Raw genomic sequence first — 19,302 nt, forward strand, 5'->3', positions numbered from 1 at the left:
AAGCCGCGGTACGTAGGCAGTGCAAAAGTAAAGAAAAACTTAAGGCTAATTGGAAGGGCGGGGATCCATGTTCAAATCAGGCCCGTACCCGTTCCCGGATAGATTTCAGCCTGCGCGGGAATGACATCCCGGGTTTTTTGTCCAATATAGAGCGATTTTCCTGCCAATTATTATAAAAACAATGACATTATTGTCTTTTTATAGTAAAAATACGGAGCTTTTTATTTTTGCTTTTTAATTGCAAAAAACAAGCGCACAATTATTAATTATTTTAAAGAGGAATATCATGGCTCTTATATCAAAAGCTGGCTTCAAGCAGAAAGAAAAAATCAAAGTAGAACTGAGCAGCGAAGTGTTAAAGAAAATTGAAGCATATTGCCAGTGGTCACAAATTGACGACATCGGCTTTTTTATTGAAGAAGCGGCCTGCTACGTTTTTTCAAAAGATAAAGAATGGAAAGCACATCAAAAACAAGCTAAAAAAGCGAGTGCTGCTGTTAAGGAAAATTAATTCCTGAGCAACTGTTTTTTTTTGAATTTTGTCATCCCCGTAGAGGTATTGGATGACAAAATTCAAATCTGACTCATGCTGATTGAGGCGGCTGTTTATCGCCTTCTCTCTTACCTGTCTGTCTTGGCGGGCAAAACAACTCCGAGCTTATCTCACCTTTTGCATCGATATTCTGCAGGCGAACCGGAAATTTCCATAAGGTATGCAGGTGTTTTAACACGTCCATGGCGTTATTAGCCAGAGGAATTCGATTGACCTGCCTGTGTTGCAGGGTCAGAGAACGATCACCTTCGCTATCAACTGAATATACCTGAATATCAGGTTCGTAGCTGCCAGGATTGTACTGCTGCGATAAGGCGCGGCGGATGGCCTGATAGCCCTGCTCGTCATGGATGGCATTAATGACCAGATCCGGATGATGATCGTCATCAACCAGGTGGAACAGTTTCATTTCCCGTATCAGGCGGGGCGAGAGGTATTGAGCGATAAAGCTTTCGTCTTTGTAGTTACGCATGGCCGTATCAAGGCTGCTCAACCAGTCGGTATTGGCCAGATAAGGGAACCAGCGTTTGTCTTCGTCGGTCGGATTCTGACAGATACGCTTGATGTCCTGCATCATGTTATAGCCCAGCGTGTAGGGATTGATGCCGTTAAAATACGGGCTGTTGAATGCCGGCTGTCGAATAACATTGGTATGATTTTCCAGAACTTCAAGCATGAACTCGTCTGTCACCAGCCCCTCATCATACAGGCCATTCAGCAGGGTGTAATGCCAGAAACAGGCCCAGCCCTCGTTCATAACCTTGGTTTGCCCCTGGGGATAAAAATACTGCGCAATCTTACGCACAATACGCACAACCTCCCGCTGCCATGGCTTTAATAAAGGAGCGTTTTTTTCAATAAAATAAAGGATATTTTCCTGAGGTTCTTCTGGAAACTGTGTTTTTCTGCCATCTGTTTCGCTGCGTTTGCTGTCAGGAATCGTTCGCCATAATTCGTTAATCTGCGATTGCAAATAACTTTCACGGTTTTGCTGCCGGATTTTTTCTTCCTGCATGGACAGGGCCGGCGGGTGCTTATAGCGATCTACGCCATAACTCATCAAGGCATGGCAGGCATCAAGGGTGCTTTCGACTTCATCAATACCGTAACGCTGTTCGCATTCGCTGATGTACTGTCTGGCAAATACCAGATAATCGATAATAGCGTCTGCGGATGTCCACATTTTAAAGAGATAGTTGTTCTTGAAAAACGAGTTATGGCCGTAGCAGGCATGTGCAATCACCAGAGCCTGCATGGCCATGGTATTTTCTTCCATTAAATAGGAAATACAGGGATTGGAGTTAATGACCAGTTCGTAAGCGAGACCCATTTCGCCACGTTGATAGCTTTTCTCCACGCCAACAAAATGCTTGCCAAAGGACCAGTGATGATAACCAATCGGCATACCCACGGAGGCGTAGGCATCCATCATTTGTTCGGCGGTGATGATTTCTATCTGATTAGGATAGGTATCCAGCCTGAAATCGCGTGCCAGACGGGCAATTTCCTTGTCGTAGGCATCGATTAATTCAAATGTCCATTCAGCTCCTGTGGACAAAGGCTTTTTTCTGCTCATGCCATTTTCCTTTTAAACAATTCGCGAAATACCGGATAAATATCGGCAACCGTATCAATGTTTTCCATGGCAAAGTTGGGATAGCTTTCGTGTATTTTTTGATACACTTCCCATAGACTCTGATGATGGCGGGGCATGATCTCGATATAGGAATAATACTGCAGCAGCGGCATGATTTTTTCTTCCAGCAGCTCCTGACAGTAAGGAGAGTCAGCATTCCAGTTATCCCCGTCAGAAGCCTGGGCCACGTAAATATTCCAGGCGGAGCTCGGGAAGCGTGCGCTGATGATGTTGTACAGTAACTCAAGCGCACTGGATACCACAGTGCCACCGGTTTCACGCGAGTAGAAAAACTCCTCTTCCGTTACTTCCTTGGCTGATGTGTGATGGCGAATAAACACCAGCTCGATTTTCTCGTAATTTTTGGTCAGAAACAGATACAGCAGAATAAAAAAGCGTTTGGCTATGTCCTTTTTGGCTTCATCCATGGAACCCGATACGTCCATGACGCAGAACATAACGGCCTGCGTTGAGGGAACCGGGATGCGAACGCGATTGTTGTAACGTAAATCGAGGGTGTCGATAAAGGGAACAGTATCGATTCGTTTTTTCAAAAAGGCTACTTTCTGACGCAATGCGCTCAACTGCTCTTCATCGGGTACGGGCACCTGTTCCGCCTGCTTCAGTTCGGCTTCAGCCTCACGCAGTCGCCGCCGGTAAGGCGAGGCAAGGGCTACCCGTCGTCCGGTGGCCTGCCGCATGGAGCGCAGAACATTGATATTGGTGGGGGTGCCGCTGGTGGTGAAACCAGCGCGAACGGTTTTGAATGCCGTGGTGCGTGCGAGTTCTTTTTTCACCAGATCGGGCAGCTCTAAATCTTCAAAATACAGATCAAGAAATTCTTCACGCGACAGATTAAACACAAAATCGTCTTCACCTTCACCTGAATTACTGGCCTGCTCACCGGTACCGCCGCTGCCATCGCTCTGGTTCTGACGTTTGATCCGATCACCGGAAATGAACTGATCATTGCCTGGTAATACGCGCTCAACACGGCCACCCCGACCCTGATGGAAGCGCGGCTCCATGATGTCTTTGGCCGGAATACTGACCTGCTCGCCCTGTTCAATTTCCGTAATGCTGCGTTTGCCAATCGCGTCGGAAACGGCGCGCTTGATCTGATTTTTGTAGCGTCGAAGAAAGCGCTGTCTATTGACGGTACTTTTTTTGCCAGCATTCTGTCTGCGGTCAATAAGCTGTGACATGGCGATTCCTTATAAAAACACGCTGTTCTGTTTGTTTTTATTGTGATTTACGCACACGCAAATACCATTCGCACAACAGGCGAACCTGTTTGCGCGTGTAACCTTTGTCCACCATTCGTGCAATAAATTCCTCGTGTTTCTTTTTATCGTCCTCTGATGCCTTGGCGTTAAATGAGATCACCGGCAATAAATCTTCGGTGTTGGTGAACATTTTTTTCTCAATGACCGCTCTTAGTTTTTCGTAACTGTTCCATACCGGGTTTTTGCCTTGGTAATTGGCGCGGGCACGCAGCACAAAATTGACCACTTCATTACGGAAGTCCTTGGGATTGGAAATACCGGCCGGCTTTTCAATTTTCTCCAGTTCGGTATTCAGAGCCGCGCGGTCAAAAATTTCTCCAGTGTCCGGATCGCGATAGTCCTGATCCTGAATCCAGAAGTCTGCGTAGGAAATGTAACGGTCAAAAATATTCTGTCCATACTCGGAATAGGATTCCAGATAGGCCGTTTGAATTTCCTTGCCAATGAACTCCACGTATTTGGGTGACAGATATTCCTTGATAAAGGTCAGGTATTTTTCATGCAGTTCCTGAGGGAACTGTTCCTGCTCAATCTGGCGTTCCAGCACATAGAGTAAATGAACCGGGTTGGCGGCAATTTCACTGTGGTCAAAGTTGAATACCTTGGACAGGATCTTGAAGGCAAAACGGGTTGAGATACCGCTCATGCCTTCATCGACGCCGGCAAAATCACGGTATTCCTGATAAGACTTGGCTTTGGGATCGGTGTCCTTCAGGCTTTCACCATTATAGACACGCATTTTCGAGTAAATGCTCGAGTTCTGTGGCTCCTTCAGGCGGGTCAGCACGGAAAACTGTGCCAGCATATCGAGGGTCCCCGGCGCACAGTGAGCGTTGATCAGCGAGCTGGTGTCGAGCAGTTTCTGATAAATTTTGATCTCTTCGGACACGCGCAGGCAGTAAGGTACCTTAACGATGTTAATCCGGTCTATAAACGCTTCGTTGTTTTTGTTGTTGCGGAAGCTTTGCCACTCCGACTCGTTGGAGTGAGCAAGGATGATACCTTCAAAGGGAATCGAGGACAGGCCTTCGGTTGCGTTGTAATTGCCTTCCTGAGTGGCCGTCAACAGTGGATGCAGAACCTTAATCGGAGCCTTGAACATCTCGACAAATTCGAGCAGACCGCGGTTGGCGCGGCACAAACCACCCGAATAGCTGTAAGCGTCAGCATCATCCTGAGAAAAATCTTCGAGCTTGCGGATGTCTACTTTACCTACCAGAGAGGAAATATCCTGATTGTTGTCGTCGCCGGGCTCGGTTTTGGCAATGGCAATCTGTTTCAGACGTGACGGTTTGATCTTGATAACACGGAATTTGCTGATGTCGCCATTGTATTCCTGCAGGCGCTTAACGGCCCAGGGCGACATCACATAACGCAGGTACCGGGATGGGATACCGAAGCGTTCTTCGAGCAGAGCAGCGTCTTCTTCCGGATCGAACAGCGACAGGGGCGAGTCAAAAACGGGGGAACCCTTGATGGCGTAGAAGGGAACTTTCTGCATCAGGTCTTTGAGTTTTTCTGCCAGAGACGACTTACCACCACCCACGGGACCTAACAGATAGAGCACCTGTTTGGTTTCTTCCAGGCCCTGGGAAGCATGTTTCAGGAAGCCAACGATTTGTTCGATTGGTTCTTCCATTCCAAAAAAATCCTTGAAAACCGGATACTGATGAATGATTTTATTGGAAAAAATACGGGACAACACGGGATCATGCCGGGTGTCGATCACCTCAGGCTGGCCAATAGCCATCAACAGACGCTCTGCCGGGTTGGCATAGGCGGTAGGATCCTGACGGCACAGTTCAAGATATTCGTCCAGACTGAATTCTTCTTCCTTGTTGTCAACAAATCGTCTGGTGTAGTTGTTCAGAAATTCCTGAGTATTCATCGCTTGTCCCCTAGTACGTAATCCGGTATCAGGAAAAAACAGCGGCATTGGCTGCTTCTTATCATTTTTGCATTTCGTCTCTAAAAGCGAGACACTAGCCAATACCTTCATTCCTTTATGATTTCAGTATAGCAAAGTGGAACAGCTTCACCACCAAAAAACACAAAAAAATCAATTTATTAAACGGGAGTTCTCCTCATGTCGGACAACAGTATTTTTCTGAAAGATTATCAAGCACCTGCTTTTGAAATTGAGCGCATTGATCTCGCCTTTGCCTTGCACGACGATCACGCAACGGTAGAAAATCAAATGCAAATCAAACGACTGCGGCCAGGGCCTCTGCGTCTGGATGGTGATGAACTGGAGCTGTTGCGCGTTGAGATGAACGGGCAGCGTCTGAGTCGCAGGAGCCTGCGATTAACGGAAAAAAGTCTGGAACTTGATGATTGCCCTGATGAGTTCAAACTGACCATCGTGACGCGCATTCGCCCCCAGAGCAACACCCAGCTGTCGGGTCTGTATCGTTCCCGGGAGTTATTCTGCACACAATGTGAGGCTGAAGGCTTTCGCCGAATTACCTTTTTTCCTGACAGACCCGATGTTCTGACCCGTTTCAGCACCCGCATCAGTGCGGATAAAACTAAATATCCTGTACTGTTATCCAACGGTAACCTGCTGGCCTCTGGTGATGAAGAAGACGGCCGGCACTGGGTATTATGGGAAGATCCATTTAAAAAACCATCCTACCTGTTTGCTCTGGTTGCGGGAGATCTGGCCTGTGTCCGCGACAGCTTTGTGACCTGCTCGGGCAGGACCGTTGATCTGCGGATTTATGTGGAACCCGGTAACGAAGACAAATGTGATCACGCCATGCAGTCTCTGAAAAAAGCCATGCGCTGGGACGAAGAGGTCTATGGACGCGAATATGATCTGTCTATCTTCATGATCGTCGCGGTCAGTGATTTTAATATGGGCGCCATGGAAAACAAAGGCCTTAACATTTTCAACTCCAAATACATTCTGGCGCGCAGCGACACCGCGACTGATCAGGATTATGCCGATATTGAAGGCGTTGTGGCGCATGAATATTTTCATAACTGGACTGGTAACCGGGTGACCTGCCGGGACTGGTTTCAACTGAGCCTGAAAGAAGGCCTGACTGTTTTTCGCGACCAGGAGTTTTCCCGCGACATGAATTCACGTGATGTGAATCGTATTCTCGACGTGAAGCTTTTGCGCGCGGCACAGTTTCCGGAAGATGCCGGCGCCATGGCGCATCCGGTACGGCCAGAGTCCTACCAGGAGATTAACAATTTTTACACGGCCACCATCTATAACAAAGGTGCGGAAGTGATTCGTATGCAGCACACCCTGCTGGGTAGTGATGGGTTTCGCCGTGGCATGGATTTGTATTTCGAGCGTCATGACGGTCAGGCCGTCACCATTGATGATTTTGTGGCCGCCATGGAAGACGCCAATCAGGTCGATTTCAGCCAGCTGACCCGTTGGTACAGTCAGGCCGGTACGCCCGAAGTGACCGCTCAGACTGAATTTGAAAACGGCGTGTTGACCCTGACCTTAAGCCAGAGCTGTCCACCTACACCCGAGTGTCAGGACAAACAGCCTTTCCATATCCCGATTCGCATGGCTCTGTTTGACGAGGTGGGGCGGCGCATTCCTCTGGAAAAGGAGGTACTTGAACTGCGGGAGCAAACACAGCAATTCACGTTTCCAGGCTTGAAAGTCAGGCCTGTGCTGTCCCTGCTGCGTGACTTTTCCGCTCCCATCATACTGCATCATTCGATGACGCAGAGCGAGCGTCTGTCTCTGCTTCGTTTTGAAACCAACGGCTTCGCCAAGTGGGATGCCGCGCAAAGACTGGCTTTGGATAATATCAGTGCTTTTCTCGAAAATACCGGTCAAGATCATATTAATCCTGACTTGATCGGTGCTTTTTCGGGTATTTTGCTCGATGAGTCTCTGGATACGGCTCTGCGTGCTGATTTACTGACGCCACCCGGATTTGAAGACGTGGCGGTGACACTTGACCGCGTGGACGTGCTGGCCGTGGAAGCTGCGCGCAATAGATATCGACGCCAGCTGGGAGGTGCTTTGTATGAGCTGGCTGAGTCGACTTATCAACGCTTATGGGCGCTGGAAAAGGGCGCACGGAACGGAGCCGCCTACGGCCAGCGCAAGCTGCGTAATCTCTGCCTGTGGCTGATGATGAAAGCGGACGAGGCCCGTGCCATGCCCCTCTGTCAGCAGCAGTTCAATACGGCTGTAACAATGACAGATCAGATTGCCAGTTTTGCGCTTCTGGTCAACAGCAGCGTGGCAGAGGTATCGCAGCAGGCCATCGAGCGCTTTTACCGGCAATGGTCGGCAGATGAACTGGTACTGGACAAATGGTTTGCCATTCAGGCCACCAGTGAACGGCCAGGTACGTTGACTCAGGTGAAACAGCTGTTGAATCATCCTGCTTTTTCTCTGAAAAATCCCAACAAGGTGCGCGCTCTGATAGGGGCCTTCTGCCAATCCAATCCTGAGCAGTTTCATGCGGTTGACGGTCAGGGCTATGCCTTTCTAAGCGACATGTTGATTACGATGGACGGCATTAATCCTCAGATAGCTGCCCGCCTGGCCACGCCGTTCACCCGCTGGCATCGTTTTGACGAAGCGCGGCAGCGGGCCATGCTGGCGCAGTTACGCATCTTGTCTGAACGGGCCTTGTCACCGGATTTAAGTGAGATGGTGTTCAAAAGCCTGCGTCAGGATGCGCCGGCATGAGTGGCGTGATTCGTTGCGCCGTCATCGGGCGCCCCATCAGTCACAGCCTCTCGCCAGCCATTCATCAGCAGTTTGCCGGCCAGTTCGGAATGGAGCTGGTCTACGAACGCATCGAAGGCCATGAGCAGGGTTTTGAGCAACAGGTCCGGGATTTTTTCGCAGCCGGCGGTAAAGGACTGAATATTACCCTGCCTTTTAAGGAGCGCGCCTTCGCCATGGCCGGGCTGCAGACCCCGCGCTGCCGGAAGGCCAGGGCGGCCAATACCCTGTGGATGGAGAATGGGCGCCTGCATGCAGATAACACGGACGGGGCAGGGCTGGTGAACGACTTAAGCCGTTATGTGGCCCTGCAAGGCCGGCACCTGCTGGTGCTCGGGGCCGGGGGAGCGGCGCGCGGTATTATCGGCCCGCTGCTGGAGGCTGGGATTAGTCGCCTGAGTCTCACCAACCGCGATCCGGTCAAAGCTCAGGCATTACAGCAGGATTTTCCAGTCATTCATCTGGCGGCGTTTGCAAAGCCCGAGCCTGCCGACCTTATTATTAACGCAACATCTGCGGGCGTAACCGGTCAGGCTCTGCAATTGCCAGAGCATCTGTGGGCATCCAGACCTTTTTGCTACGACCTGTCCTATTCCAAAACCGGCTCCACCCCATTTGTAGACAGCGCAAAACGACACGGCTGTCAGGCAATGGATGGGCTGGGTATGTTGATCGAACAGGCCGCCGCAGCCTTTTACATCTGGCACGGCAAAAAGCCGGATACGGACTTGGCTCGTGAGCGCCTGACATAGTCGGGGCTCTGTTCTTTAATCCTCAAAAAACTGCAGCACATCATCCTGAGCTACGATCGTATCCTCAAAGCCCAGTTTAATCAGTTCGGTCGTAAATCCCTGCTCGAAAAGCAGGAAACTGAGCAGGTCGCCTGAGCGGCTTTTCGCTCCCAGAACATTCAATAAAAAACGCAGCAGGGCCGGCATGCTGTGATATTGCGCCTGGGCAATCGCTGCGATATCGCGACTCGGACGCAGGTGCATGGTTTGAATAGGGCGCCAGGGTGAACGTCGCTTTTTCCACATGGAGAGCAGGCGGGCAATGTCATTCATGCGGTTCACCATTTCAATGTCCCGATCCAGGTTATCCAGAAAAAGCCCATTCATGATCCCGCCGAGAATATTGGCGAAACCAATATCGCCATTACGCAGGCGCTCGTAATCGCCAAACGTGGGTGTTTGTCTTGTACCTAAAATCATGATTTTATCGACCTTGGCACGGATGGTTCCGCGCAGAGGTGCTGTTAAACCCATGCCGCCATCACCAAAATGATAACCATCAATTTTGGCCGGTGGAAAAAACAGAGGCAGGGCGGTGGAGCCGAGAATGTGTTCCATACGCAGGTTAACCCGCTGGCTTACGTGGCGAGGATAATTCCAGTCTTCAAAGTCGGGCGACGCATGCTGATAAAACGAAACCGTTTGATGGGTTTCATAACAATTACTGATGACCTCTATGGTGTCCAGATGTCCGTCCTGAATATTTGCCTCAACCCGATCGAAATCAATATTCTCACTGATGAAGTGTCGCAGGGGCGCGGCGTCCAGCAAATAACCGGCCTGACTCTGTTTGATGAGCATGTTACTGAGATTGCGTAACACCGATTTGCTCAACTCGTAATTGCTGGCATTGAAAATCTGCTGACTGGTAATAGATGTCCAGAGTGTTTCGATTTTTTCGGTAGCCGCAGGGAAGTCGAGAGCATTTTCAGCCAGAACCGCGCCGTTGATACTGCCAATACTGACGCCACTAATCATGTCAAACGGGATTTTTTTGACATCCAGAATGGTGCTGATGGCTTTAAGTACGCCCGCCTGATACGCACCCCGTGCGCCTCCACCGGCGAGGTAAAGTGCTTTTTTTGTCATTACATCCTGTTTTAATGATGATTAGTTAAAAAAATATAACCCTGATGAGCCAGAGTGACAAGTAATACCTGATACGTAATCTTATGTTAAGGAATTGCTGTTATATTTATAGCATAAGATTTACTTTATTTGGATGCCGGACATGTCAATCGATAATAAGAGCGCAATTGAGTTTGAGCAAGAGGACATACTCGAAGATGCCGCTGTTCTGACTGCCGAGGCCAAAAGGGCGCAGATGCTGGATTTTGATCGGGAGTTTCAGGTCACCACCAAGACACCCGAAAAAAGTCTGGCTCTGGCTATATTGCAGAAGATGCCCATATTCCTTGGCCTGCTGAACAGCGTCGATGGTGGCGAGAAGGCCATTGGTGCCTACGCTAAGACAGTCGGCAGGTTGACCGTTAAAATGGATGCCATTGGGAAAGGTTTTCATATTGCCGGCCTGGCTATCGATGCCGCGCATTTTTTGCTGATCCCCTTAACTGCCCTGGTGGCTTATCTGGTAAATGAGCCGGCGCCCTTCACGGTGTCTACGGGTGCCAAGTGGGCTTACTCAGCGGTGGTGCTTGGGCTTGGTCTGACGTCCTTACTTGTACCCGGCGTTGCCCCGATTGTGATTGGCACGACGGTTGCCCTCGGTTTTGTTACCAGCGTGGCTACCTTTGCAAAACTGATCATGGAGCGTCGCAGGCATAAAGCAGAAATCAAGCGTCTGGATAACGAAATTGGCCAGGCAAAAGAGGAACTGCAGGCTATTCAGGAGCGCGCACAGGAGCTGACGTCTGAAGAAGAGATTGAAGCCTGCTATCAGGAGTTCCTGAGTAAACAGAAGCAAATACAGAAAAATGTTAATAAAAAAGCCAAACACGAGTCCGCTCTGAAACTGAAAGATGGCATGAGAATGATGGACAAGGGTGTGGGTATGGGCCTGTCTGCACTGGCTCTGTTAGGCGGCGGTCTGACCGTTGCCTTTCCACCGGTGGGTTTAACTATCCTGGCCGCTACAGCGGTAGTGGGTGGACTTTATATCCTGGGACGTATTGCTGCTCCCTTGCTGGCTAAGGCAGGCAGAGCGTTCATGGGCCTGTTTGGTAAAAAAGATGAGGAACCGGTTGTGGAAGAAGAAGCCCCTGCCGAGCATGAGGTAGATAACAATCTGGAGCAGGAAAATCTGTTGGGATCAGAGAATCAGCCGGTGCCTGACAGTCCATTGAGGACGGCACCCGTTGCCGTCGAGCCGATACATGACCCTGCACCGCGGCATGCTGATGAAGATGACCTCACATCCGATGATGACAGGAGCTCATCTGATGGTTACGATACAGACAAACCAGTACAGAGTCTCACCTCGAGCAGTCCACTCAGCCCGACAAGCCTCTCGTCTGACTCCGAAGTCGACATATTACAACGGCTGCGTCCTGTCAATTCTGGTCAAAGAACAGAAAAAGATCTGGCTGCCATGAATGATCTGGTTGATCGCCACATCGCATCGCTTGGACTGGCCATTCAGACACATAATGCACCGGCGCTGCTGGCTGCTGTCATCAGAATCGATAAAGACATGAAGGAGTATGGTACGTCGCCTGATTTTGCCAGTGAATTGTTACGGGAGGTCCCCGGCTGGCCGGAAAGCGCTCACACCATGCTGGAGAGCGCGTTGAATGAATTGCCTGAGAATGATGAAAGGAAACATACCCTTTATGCTTCCAGTGTGATGAGAGAGCTTTTGGGTATCCATCCAGAAGAAGAGCGCTCCGATAAACCATCATCCGTTGCCAGATCTGAGGAGCCGGATTCCCTGAGCCTGCATGAGTGAACTCTTTTACAGCGTTGCAAACAGCTTAAAAGTACGTTAGCTTGAATAAAACGGACTTTGAAAGAAGATGCCATGTTGTCATTGTTTCGTGATCAGCCACGCGCGTTCAACATGATCTTCATGTTGGAAATCTGGGAGCGTTTTGGGTTTTACACCGTACAGGGTATCTTGACCCTTTATTTTGTTCGTCATCTGGGTTTTGACGATAACCTCGCCTATTACACCTTTGGCGCTTTTTCAGCTCTCGTTTACGGTATGGTTGCCTTTGGTGGTTATCTCGGGGACAGGGTTCTGGGCACCAAGCGTACCATCGTGCTGGGCCTGATTACCCTGGCCGCTGGTTATCTGGCGCTGGCTGTTACCGACAAGGCACATGTCTTTCTCGCCCTCGGCCTCGTTTGCGTGGGGAACGGCCTGTTCAAAGCCAATCCATCCAATCTGTTATCCAAATGCTACGAGGAAAACGATCCCCGCCTGCATTCGGCCTTTACCCTGTATTACATGGCAATTAATCTCGGCTCGACGGTAGCCCTGTTCATTGGCCCCGCGCTGGCCAGCCGTTATGGCTACCCCTGGGCGTACGGCCTCAGTTTCATTGGTCTGCTGCTGGGGCTGGCTAATTACGCATTTCAGCGCAGACACATCCAATCCATCAATACGCCGGCTGATCAGCGGCCAATAGGCTCATGGCTGTGGCTGCTGATTCTGGCTGGCATTATTGCAGCCACCTGCGCATCATCCTTTTTGTTACAAAACGTGATGCTCGCCCAGAATATTGTCTGGCTGATGTCCATGGCGATTGTGGCACTGTTTTTCTGGTACATGCGAAAGGAAAGCAAGCGCAATAAGCTGCGCATGATCATCGCGCTGATTCTGATGATCGAGGCGATTATTTTCTTTACTCTGTATCAGCAAATGCCAACGTCTCTGAATCTGTTTGCTGTAAACAACGTCAGACCTTTTTTGTTCGGTATCGCGATTGATCCGCAAAGTTTTCAGGCGCTGAACCCAATTTGGATTATTCTCATGAGCCCGGTATTGGCCTGGTGTTATTCCAGACTGCATCAACGGGGGATTGCGTTTACCACACCCTATAAGTTTGCATTGGGAATGCTCTGTTGCGGCGTGAGTTTCAGCCTGCTTTTCTTCGCTCGTTTCCTGCATGATGAGCAGGGTATGGTTTCGTCTCTCTGGCTGGTGGCCAGTTATTTTTTTCAGAGCACGGGAGAGCTTATGGTTTCCGCACTGGGTGTGGCGATGGTCGCTGAGCTGGTCCCTCTGCACATTACCGGATTTGTGATGGGCATGTGGTTTTTGACGTCTTCTGTGGCGGGATTCGTCGGCGCTTACGTAGCCTCTTATACCGCTTTGCCTGCTGACCTTCAGCCAGGTCTGATCTCTTTATCTGTTTATACCCACACCTTCGCCTGCATTGGCCTGATCACGCTGGTTATCGGGGTGATCATGTGGCTGACATCCAGCCGCCTGAGCCAGTGGATGGCGTCCGATTAGGCATTTTTTCGACATATTTTGTTCAAATTTAAGCCAAAATCAACATTTGTTTAAAAATATGCTGTATAGTACATCAATTTATTCTATTGGCTAAATTATGGTCTCGCATATTGCCTTAAGTCCAAAAACCCGGATTCTTTTGGATAAAACAAGAGCGATGGAATCGTTTGCCATGACATTGCCTGCTATTTCAGACAGTTCTGAACCGGTTGAGGTCGATGAACTGCTGTTATGGTTGAGGCTGGAGCAGGAACGGGTTGAGGGTAAGGAGCGATTCCTGCTCGAGTCGTTGTATGCCTCCTTTCTTGAAGACATCAACAAAAGTCTGCTCGATGATGAAAAGGCCAAAGACCGCGCCAGGGTCCGCCAGTGGCGTGCCCTGGCAAAACTGGTGTTTTTGATGCTGGTGGGTTTTATATATTTCGCCGCCGAAGGTTTTGATGGTATTGCCTCTTTGCTGGGCCTGACCGCTATGCCTGCCGCGCCTGTTTTTGCTATTGGCCTTGCGGTTGGCCTGCTGTGGGCCGGCCTGTTTTTTGCTGTCCAGTTGATGGAGATTTCGAAAGATCTGGGTATCACGATCATAAACGCACCCCGGCTGGTGCACATATATACGCACCAGGTCGACAACATGAAAGCCATCAGAAAAAAAATCAGTCAAGCCTGCGATGAGATGGATGAAGCGCAGTTGAAGTCTAAACTCGCCATACTTCAGATGTTGCTGTCGCGAATGCAAACGCTTGATAAGGCGCGTGACGTATTGGTCAGGGCATCCAATAACCAGTTATTGACCGTCGGAAAATATCTTTTCGCCGCTGTGGCCGGAGGGGTGATATTTTGCGGTGGGTTCATGGCAGGTCAAACCGTGGCCCTGGTCTTCGGAGCTTTAATTTTGGGGGCTGTTTCACCCACGGTCTGGCCTGTTATTCTCTTTAGTGTCGCGATAGGGCTTGCGGCTTTCAGTCTTTACTGGTTTGCCGGGCGTCAGGGAATTGAAAATTTAATTGGCCGCTGCCTGGGTCTGGACAAGGGTAAAGTTGATGCGTTTTGTAATAAAGAGCTGGTTGATAAGGAAAATAAAAAACTCAACCTGCTTTCAGACAGGCTGTCTAACCGACTTGACGGTATTGAGGACAGGCGGATGCTGCTGAGTGAAAATCAGCATCTGCTGAATGAAAATCGGCGTCTGCGTACTCTGCTGGAGCGCCAGCTGAATACCCCGGATGGACAGGATGTCATCCTGGTGGACACCCGATCTGAAACCGCCTGCACCAGGAACAGCCGCCTGAGCAGACAAATCACGTTCTTTTCGGATCTGGACTGTGACGCAACCGATTCAGTGGCGAGTCGAAGTGATTGGGATAATGCGCAGTTATCAGATCTCGGAGAACTGGACGAAGCCGGAGAGCAGGATGAAATGGACAGCCGGTTACAAAGCCAGTGTAGTTTTTACGAAGGGGATGGTAATGCGCCGCTGCGCTGCCAGTGAAGCCTCATCCAGCCTGTCAAGAATGTCATAGAGTGCGTGCATGCTGCGAGAGCAGCGATTAATCAAAAACAGAGCAACATTATCCGCCAGCTCAAAACCACGATCGCGTGCATGCTGCTGCAGGACCTGTACCTTCAGTTCATCGCTCAGTTCGTGCAGCTGGATGCTTAGCCCCCAGGCGAGGCGGGAGCGCAAATCGGCCAGCTGAATACCAGTATGGGCAGGCGCATTCTGTCCGGCCATGATGAGGATGCTGCTGCCGTTGTCACGCACGCGGTTATATAAGTGAAACAGGGCCTCTTCCCAGGCTTTATCGCCGGCAATGGTGTCGATATCATCCAGCGCAATCAGCTGCTGTTCATCCATGCCTTCCAGGCTGTCTGGTCCCCATTCCTTCAATACAGTCAAAGGCAGATAAACAGCCGAAGCATGCCGGGTGCCTAGCGCCTGACAACAGCCCTGCAGGAGATGAGACTTGCCCACGCCACGCTCACCCCAGATATAAATGAAATGCTCGCCACGACCCTGCAGAGACCAGTCCAGCTGTTGTTGAAGCAGGGTGTTTTCTCCCCAGCAGAAGTCATTCAGAGTGGCTTGTTGATTGAGTTGTATGGCCAGAGCCAGCTGATGATTTATGGACATGATGTATGGATGGAATAGGCCTTTTTTCCCCAGACACAAACGTAATGCAGGTAAGTGACCGCCGTCGTGAAGGCGGTGATAATGATAAGCGTTTGTGTGATCCAGGGTGCTGTTACCTGGAAATACGCCAGTTCAAACATACAGAGCGTTACCAGACCAATTTGCAACGTAGTATTGATTTTACTGAGAAAGGTGGGCTTGAAATCAAGTTGACGCTGCACCAGCCAGTACCATGCCATGACGCCCATCGAGATGGTAAAGTCGCGCATAAACACGAGAACCACCAGCCACCAGGGCAGGCTGCCTATCAGAGCCAGCGAGATAAAGCTTGAGGCAATCAGCAGTTTGTCAGCCAGAGGATCAATAAAAGAACCCAGCGTGCTCTGCCAGTTGTAATGCCTTGCCAGCCAGCCATCCAGGCCATCGGTAAAACCCGCCAGCAGGTACAAATAAAAGGCGCTGACGTATTGGTGCCGGTACAGGCAGACAAGAAACGGCAGAATCAGGAGCAAGCGAATGCCCGTCAACGCATTAGGTATGTGCTTTAGTAGCTTGTATGACACGGTAATCTGGTTCGCCTCATTCTGGCTTGCGTTGTCGTTTTGAATTACGTTCAAGTGTATACAATACTCAGGCGTCTGTCACGCAGCTGAATATGCACGCTTCTGAACAGGGTCATTGCGAGTGTCAGCGAAGCAATCCATGCTTCAACACTCCGAACGTGGATTGCTTCGCTGCGTTCACAATGACGGACGATGGTCTGAGCAGGTGTAAAATCGAGCCCATGGTGTTCATGCTCGGGAATTCAATCCGGTTTTCTGCGATACACGACGGCTGTATTGCCAATGAGCTGCACCAGTTCTGCCTGCAGCTGCTGGCACAGATCCTCCGCAACCAGTCTGCGATCGTCTTTTTCGACGCCGTTCATTTTAATTTTGATGAGCTCATGAACATCCAGAGCCAGACTGGTTTCTTCAATGAGAGCCGGCGTCAGACCTTTGGCGCCCATGAGAATGATTGGCTTTAAATGATGAGCCTTTGCTTTGAGAGATTGTCTGAATGAGGTGTTCACAGCGGTTCCTGTCTTAAAAATGGCGAATTATTGCACGTTTTGCTGGGAAACGGTAGTGAATTTGAGTATCATGAGAGAAAGTATGTTTTTATTCAGGAAGGTATGTCTCGTTCCAAAAGCAGTAATCGCTGGTTACAGGAGCATTTTGATGATGTTTACGTCAAAAAGGCTCAGGCCGAAGGCTATCGCAGCCGCGCCGTGTATAAATTAAAAGAGATTGATGAAAAGGAGCGTCTGCTCCGGCCAGGCATGACCATCGTCGATCTGGGCGCCGCTCCCGGCGGCTGGACACAATACCTCAGCCAAAAGCTTGATGGCAACGGAACCATCGTGGCTCTGGATATCCTGCCCATGGATGCCCTTCCGGATGTGACCTTCATTCAGGGCGATTTTCGTGAAGACGAGGTATTTCAGCAATTGATGTCTGTGATACCCCGGCGTGGCCTGGACTTGCTTTTATCCGATATGGCCCCAAATATGAGTGGAACGACGGCAGTCGATATCCCCCGCGCCATGTACCTGGTTGAGCTGGCCTTTGATTTTGCCGACAACATGTTAAAACCCGGCGGCGCGCTTCTGATGAAGATTTTCCATGGTTCCGGCTTTGATGATATCGTAAAACTGGCGCGCCAGAAGTTTGATCGGGTGGTGATTCGCAAGCCAGCGGCATCACGCTCTCGGTCCCGCGAAACCTATTTACTGGCGAAGGGCTATAATTTGTAGTAAGTTTATCGTTCTCACGTCGTAGCGATACGACCCAATTGAGGTTAATACTTTGAACGACATGGTAAAAAATTTATTTTTGTGGCTCATAATAGCCATTGTGCTGGTGTCCGTGTTCAGCAATTTTGGACCACGTCAGTCCTCTACGGAAAAAGTTTCCTACAGTCAGTTTCTGACTGATATCGACCAGGGAATGGTTAAGTCCGTCACCGTTGAAGATAACCGGATTATTAAAGGTGTGACCAAAAACAACCATCGATTCGTCACGTATATGCCCATGCAGGATAATGCGCTGCTGGGTCAGCTGCTGAAAAGCAAGGTTGATGTCAGTGGCCAGGAAAAACAACAGGAAAGCTTCCTGCTGCATCTGTTTGTAAACTGGTTCCCCATGCTGCTTCTGATTGGCGTCTGGATTTTCTTCATGCGGCAGATGCAGGGGGGCGGTGGCCGTGGTGCCATGTCTTTTGGCCGCTCACGCGCGCGTCTTCTGGGCGAAGATCAGGTTAAGGTCACGTTTGCTGATGTGGCGGGTGTCGACGAAGCCAAGGAAGAAGTGAAAGAGCTTGTTGATTTTCTGCGTGATCCTGGCAAGTTCCAGAATCTGGGCGGGCGTATTCCACGTGGTGTTTTGCTGGTTGGTTCACCTGGAACAGGTAAAACCCTGCTGGCTAAAGCCGTTGCCGGAGAAGCCAAGGTTCCATTTTTCACCATTTCCGGTTCAGATTTTGTGGAAATGTTTGTTGGTGTGGGTGCATCCCGGGTCCGTGATATGTTTGAACAGGCGAAGAAACAGGCGCCCTGTATTATCTTTATCGATGAAATTGATGCCGTTGGGCGTCACCGCGGTGCCGGACTGGGTGGTGGTCATGATGAGCGTGAACAGACACTGAACCAGTTGCTGGTTGAAATGGACGGTTTTGAAGGAAACGATGGTGTTATCGTGGTGGCGGCAACGAACCGACCCGATGTCCTCGACCCCGCCTTGCTGCGTCCTGGCCGTTTTGATCGCCAGGTTGTGGTGCCTTTACCCGATATCCGTGGCCGTGAGCAGATTCTTAAGGTCCATTTGAACAAGGTACCGGTCGATAATTCGGTTTCTGTTCTGCCTATTGCACGTGGTACACCCGGTTTTTCGGGCGCGGATCTGGCCAACCTGGTCAATGAGGCAGCCTTGTTTGCCGCACGTGCCAACAAGCGTAAGGTTGGAATCATTGAGCTCGAAAAAGCAAAAGACAAGATTATGATGGGTGCGGAACGGCGCTCCATGGTGATGGACGACAACGAAAAGAAACTGACCGCGTATCACGAGGCCGGTCATGCCATCGTTGGCCTGTCTGTACCGGAACATGATCCCGTTTACAAGGTCAGCATCATTCCCCGCGGCCGTGCGCTGGGTGTTACCATGTTTCTGCCAGAACAGGATCGCTACAGTCACAGCAAGCGCCGTCTGGAGAGTCAGTTATCCAGTCTGTTTGGTGGCCGAATTGCCGAAGAGCTGATCTTTGGTGCGGAGAGCGTTACAACCGGTGCGTCTAACGACATCATGCGTTCAACCGAAATTGCGCGTAAGATGGTGACGAGCTGGGGTCTGTCTGATCTGGGGCCATTGACCTTTGGAGAAGAAGAAGGGGAAGTCTTCCTGGGGCGCAGCGTCAGCCACAATAAGGAAATTTCAGACAAAACGGCACAATCGATTGATGAGGAAGTCAGAGCGATTATTAACAGAAACTACACGCGTGCCAGGGAAATTCTGGTGGCGAATATGTCGATATTGCATAACATGGCTGAAGCCCTGATCAAATACGAAACCATTGATTCCAATCAGATCGCAGAGATAATGTCAGGCAAACCGCCGTCGCCTCCGGAGGACTGGGAGTCTCTTCAGGCAGACATCAATAATCAAAAAAATCAAAACGAGAGCATGACAGGCATCAATGGCAAACCTGTTGAACGGCCTGCGGGCGAACACTAGAAAC

Annotated in this window: 15 protein-coding genes; 8 read left to right on the forward strand and 7 right to left on the reverse strand. The window is 50.1% G+C overall.

The annotated features are described in order from the left end of the window. Positions 1 to 286: 286 nt before the first annotated feature. Entirely contained in the window at positions 287 to 511 is a 225-nt protein-coding gene (locus ACQUTA_RS05760) for a hypothetical protein (protein ID WP_444987267.1), read from the forward strand. A 73-nt stretch (positions 512 to 584) separates the two neighbouring features. Here ACQUTA_RS05760 and ACQUTA_RS05765 read toward each other — a convergent pair whose 3' ends face one another. The 3 genes from ACQUTA_RS05765 to ACQUTA_RS05775 are packed head-to-tail and all read right to left on the reverse strand — an operon-like array spanning position 585 to position 5,363. Continuing rightward, positions 585 to 2,129, reverse strand: coding sequence for a SpoVR family protein (locus tag ACQUTA_RS05765; protein ID WP_444987268.1), 1,545 nt, complete (start codon positions 2,127 to 2,129; stop codon positions 585 to 587). Beyond that, positions 2,126 to 3,394 carry a YeaH/YhbH family protein gene (locus ACQUTA_RS05770; RefSeq protein ID WP_444987269.1) on the reverse strand — a complete coding sequence of 423 codons (1,269 nt, stop codon included), beginning with the start codon at positions 3,392 to 3,394 and terminating at the stop codon, positions 2,126 to 2,128. Before ACQUTA_RS05770 ends, ACQUTA_RS05765 begins: the two co-directional genes overlap by 4 nt. A 37-nt stretch (positions 3,395 to 3,431) precedes the next feature. After that, complete coding sequence (locus ACQUTA_RS05775) at positions 3,432 to 5,363, reverse strand: PrkA family serine protein kinase (protein WP_444987270.1); 1,932 nt, start codon at positions 5,361 to 5,363, stop codon at positions 3,432 to 3,434. 198 nt (positions 5,364 to 5,561) lie between these two features. Between ACQUTA_RS05775 and pepN the strand changes: the two genes are divergently transcribed. Next, the gene (pepN, locus tag ACQUTA_RS05780) at positions 5,562 to 8,153 is read left to right on the forward strand and encodes an aminopeptidase N (RefSeq protein WP_444987271.1); all 2,592 of its coding nucleotides are present in this window, start codon (positions 5,562 to 5,564) and stop codon (positions 8,151 to 8,153) included. Then, the gene (aroE, locus tag ACQUTA_RS05785; RefSeq protein ID WP_444987272.1) at positions 8,150 to 8,944 is read left to right on the forward strand and encodes a shikimate dehydrogenase; all 795 of its coding nucleotides are present in this window, start codon (positions 8,150 to 8,152) and stop codon (positions 8,942 to 8,944) included. The genes pepN and aroE overlap by 4 nt, the downstream gene beginning before the upstream one ends. Positions 8,945 to 8,959: 15 nt before the next feature. Here the strand turns inward: aroE and ACQUTA_RS05790 are convergent, their stop codons facing one another. Then, complete coding sequence (locus ACQUTA_RS05790) at positions 8,960 to 10,072, reverse strand: patatin-like phospholipase family protein (protein WP_444987273.1); 1,113 nt, start codon at positions 10,070 to 10,072, stop codon at positions 8,960 to 8,962. Between the two features lie 142 nt (positions 10,073 to 10,214). Between ACQUTA_RS05790 and ACQUTA_RS05795 the strand changes: the two genes are divergently transcribed. The 3 genes from ACQUTA_RS05795 to ACQUTA_RS05805 all read left to right on the forward strand — a co-directional run bounded on the left by ACQUTA_RS05795 (position 10,215) and on the right by ACQUTA_RS05805 (position 14,889). Next, positions 10,215 to 11,888 carry a hypothetical protein gene (locus tag ACQUTA_RS05795; protein ID WP_444987274.1) on the forward strand — a complete coding sequence of 558 codons (1,674 nt, stop codon included), beginning with the start codon at positions 10,215 to 10,217 and terminating at the stop codon, positions 11,886 to 11,888. Positions 11,889 to 11,960: 72 nt separating this feature from the next. Beyond that, the gene (locus ACQUTA_RS05800) at positions 11,961 to 13,400 is read left to right on the forward strand and encodes an oligopeptide:H+ symporter (RefSeq protein ID WP_444987275.1); all 1,440 of its coding nucleotides are present in this window, start codon (positions 11,961 to 11,963) and stop codon (positions 13,398 to 13,400) included. Between the two features lie 139 nt (positions 13,401 to 13,539). Next, positions 13,540 to 14,889, forward strand: coding sequence for a hypothetical protein (locus tag ACQUTA_RS05805; RefSeq protein ID WP_444987276.1), 1,350 nt, complete (start codon positions 13,540 to 13,542; stop codon positions 14,887 to 14,889). On the opposite strand, the gene hda is transcribed toward ACQUTA_RS05805, so the two are convergent. The 3 genes from hda to ACQUTA_RS05820 all read right to left on the reverse strand — a co-directional run bounded on the left by hda (position 14,830) and on the right by ACQUTA_RS05820 (position 16,603). Beyond that, positions 14,830 to 15,531 carry a DnaA regulatory inactivator Hda gene (gene hda, locus ACQUTA_RS05810; RefSeq protein ID WP_444987277.1) on the reverse strand — a complete coding sequence of 234 codons (702 nt, stop codon included), beginning with the start codon at positions 15,529 to 15,531 and terminating at the stop codon, positions 14,830 to 14,832. The two genes, ACQUTA_RS05805 and hda, sit on opposite strands and share 60 nt — an antisense overlap. After that, the gene (locus ACQUTA_RS05815) at positions 15,522 to 16,139 is read right to left on the reverse strand and encodes a CDP-alcohol phosphatidyltransferase family protein (protein WP_444987369.1); all 618 of its coding nucleotides are present in this window, start codon (positions 16,137 to 16,139) and stop codon (positions 15,522 to 15,524) included. Before ACQUTA_RS05815 ends, hda begins: the two co-directional genes overlap by 10 nt. Before the next feature lie 197 nt (positions 16,140 to 16,336). After that, entirely contained in the window at positions 16,337 to 16,603 is a 267-nt protein-coding gene (locus tag ACQUTA_RS05820; protein ID WP_444987278.1) for a YhbY family RNA-binding protein, read from the reverse strand. Positions 16,604 to 16,705: 102 nt separating this feature from the next. On the opposite strand from ACQUTA_RS05820, the gene rlmE reads away from it, so the two are divergent. Together rlmE and ftsH are read left to right on the forward strand one after the other, a co-directional pair. After that, positions 16,706 to 17,326 carry a 23S rRNA (uridine(2552)-2'-O)-methyltransferase RlmE gene (rlmE, locus tag ACQUTA_RS05825; protein ID WP_444987279.1) on the forward strand — a complete coding sequence of 207 codons (621 nt, stop codon included), beginning with the start codon at positions 16,706 to 16,708 and terminating at the stop codon, positions 17,324 to 17,326. Positions 17,327 to 17,387: 61 nt separating this feature from the next. Beyond that, positions 17,388 to 19,298 (forward strand): ATP-dependent zinc metalloprotease FtsH, encoded by a 1,911-nt coding sequence (gene ftsH, locus ACQUTA_RS05830; RefSeq protein ID WP_444987370.1) that lies wholly within the window; start codon positions 17,388 to 17,390, stop codon positions 19,296 to 19,298. Positions 19,299 to 19,302: the final 4 nt, after the last annotated feature.

This window comes from Legionella navarrensis, from assembly GCF_052527415.1.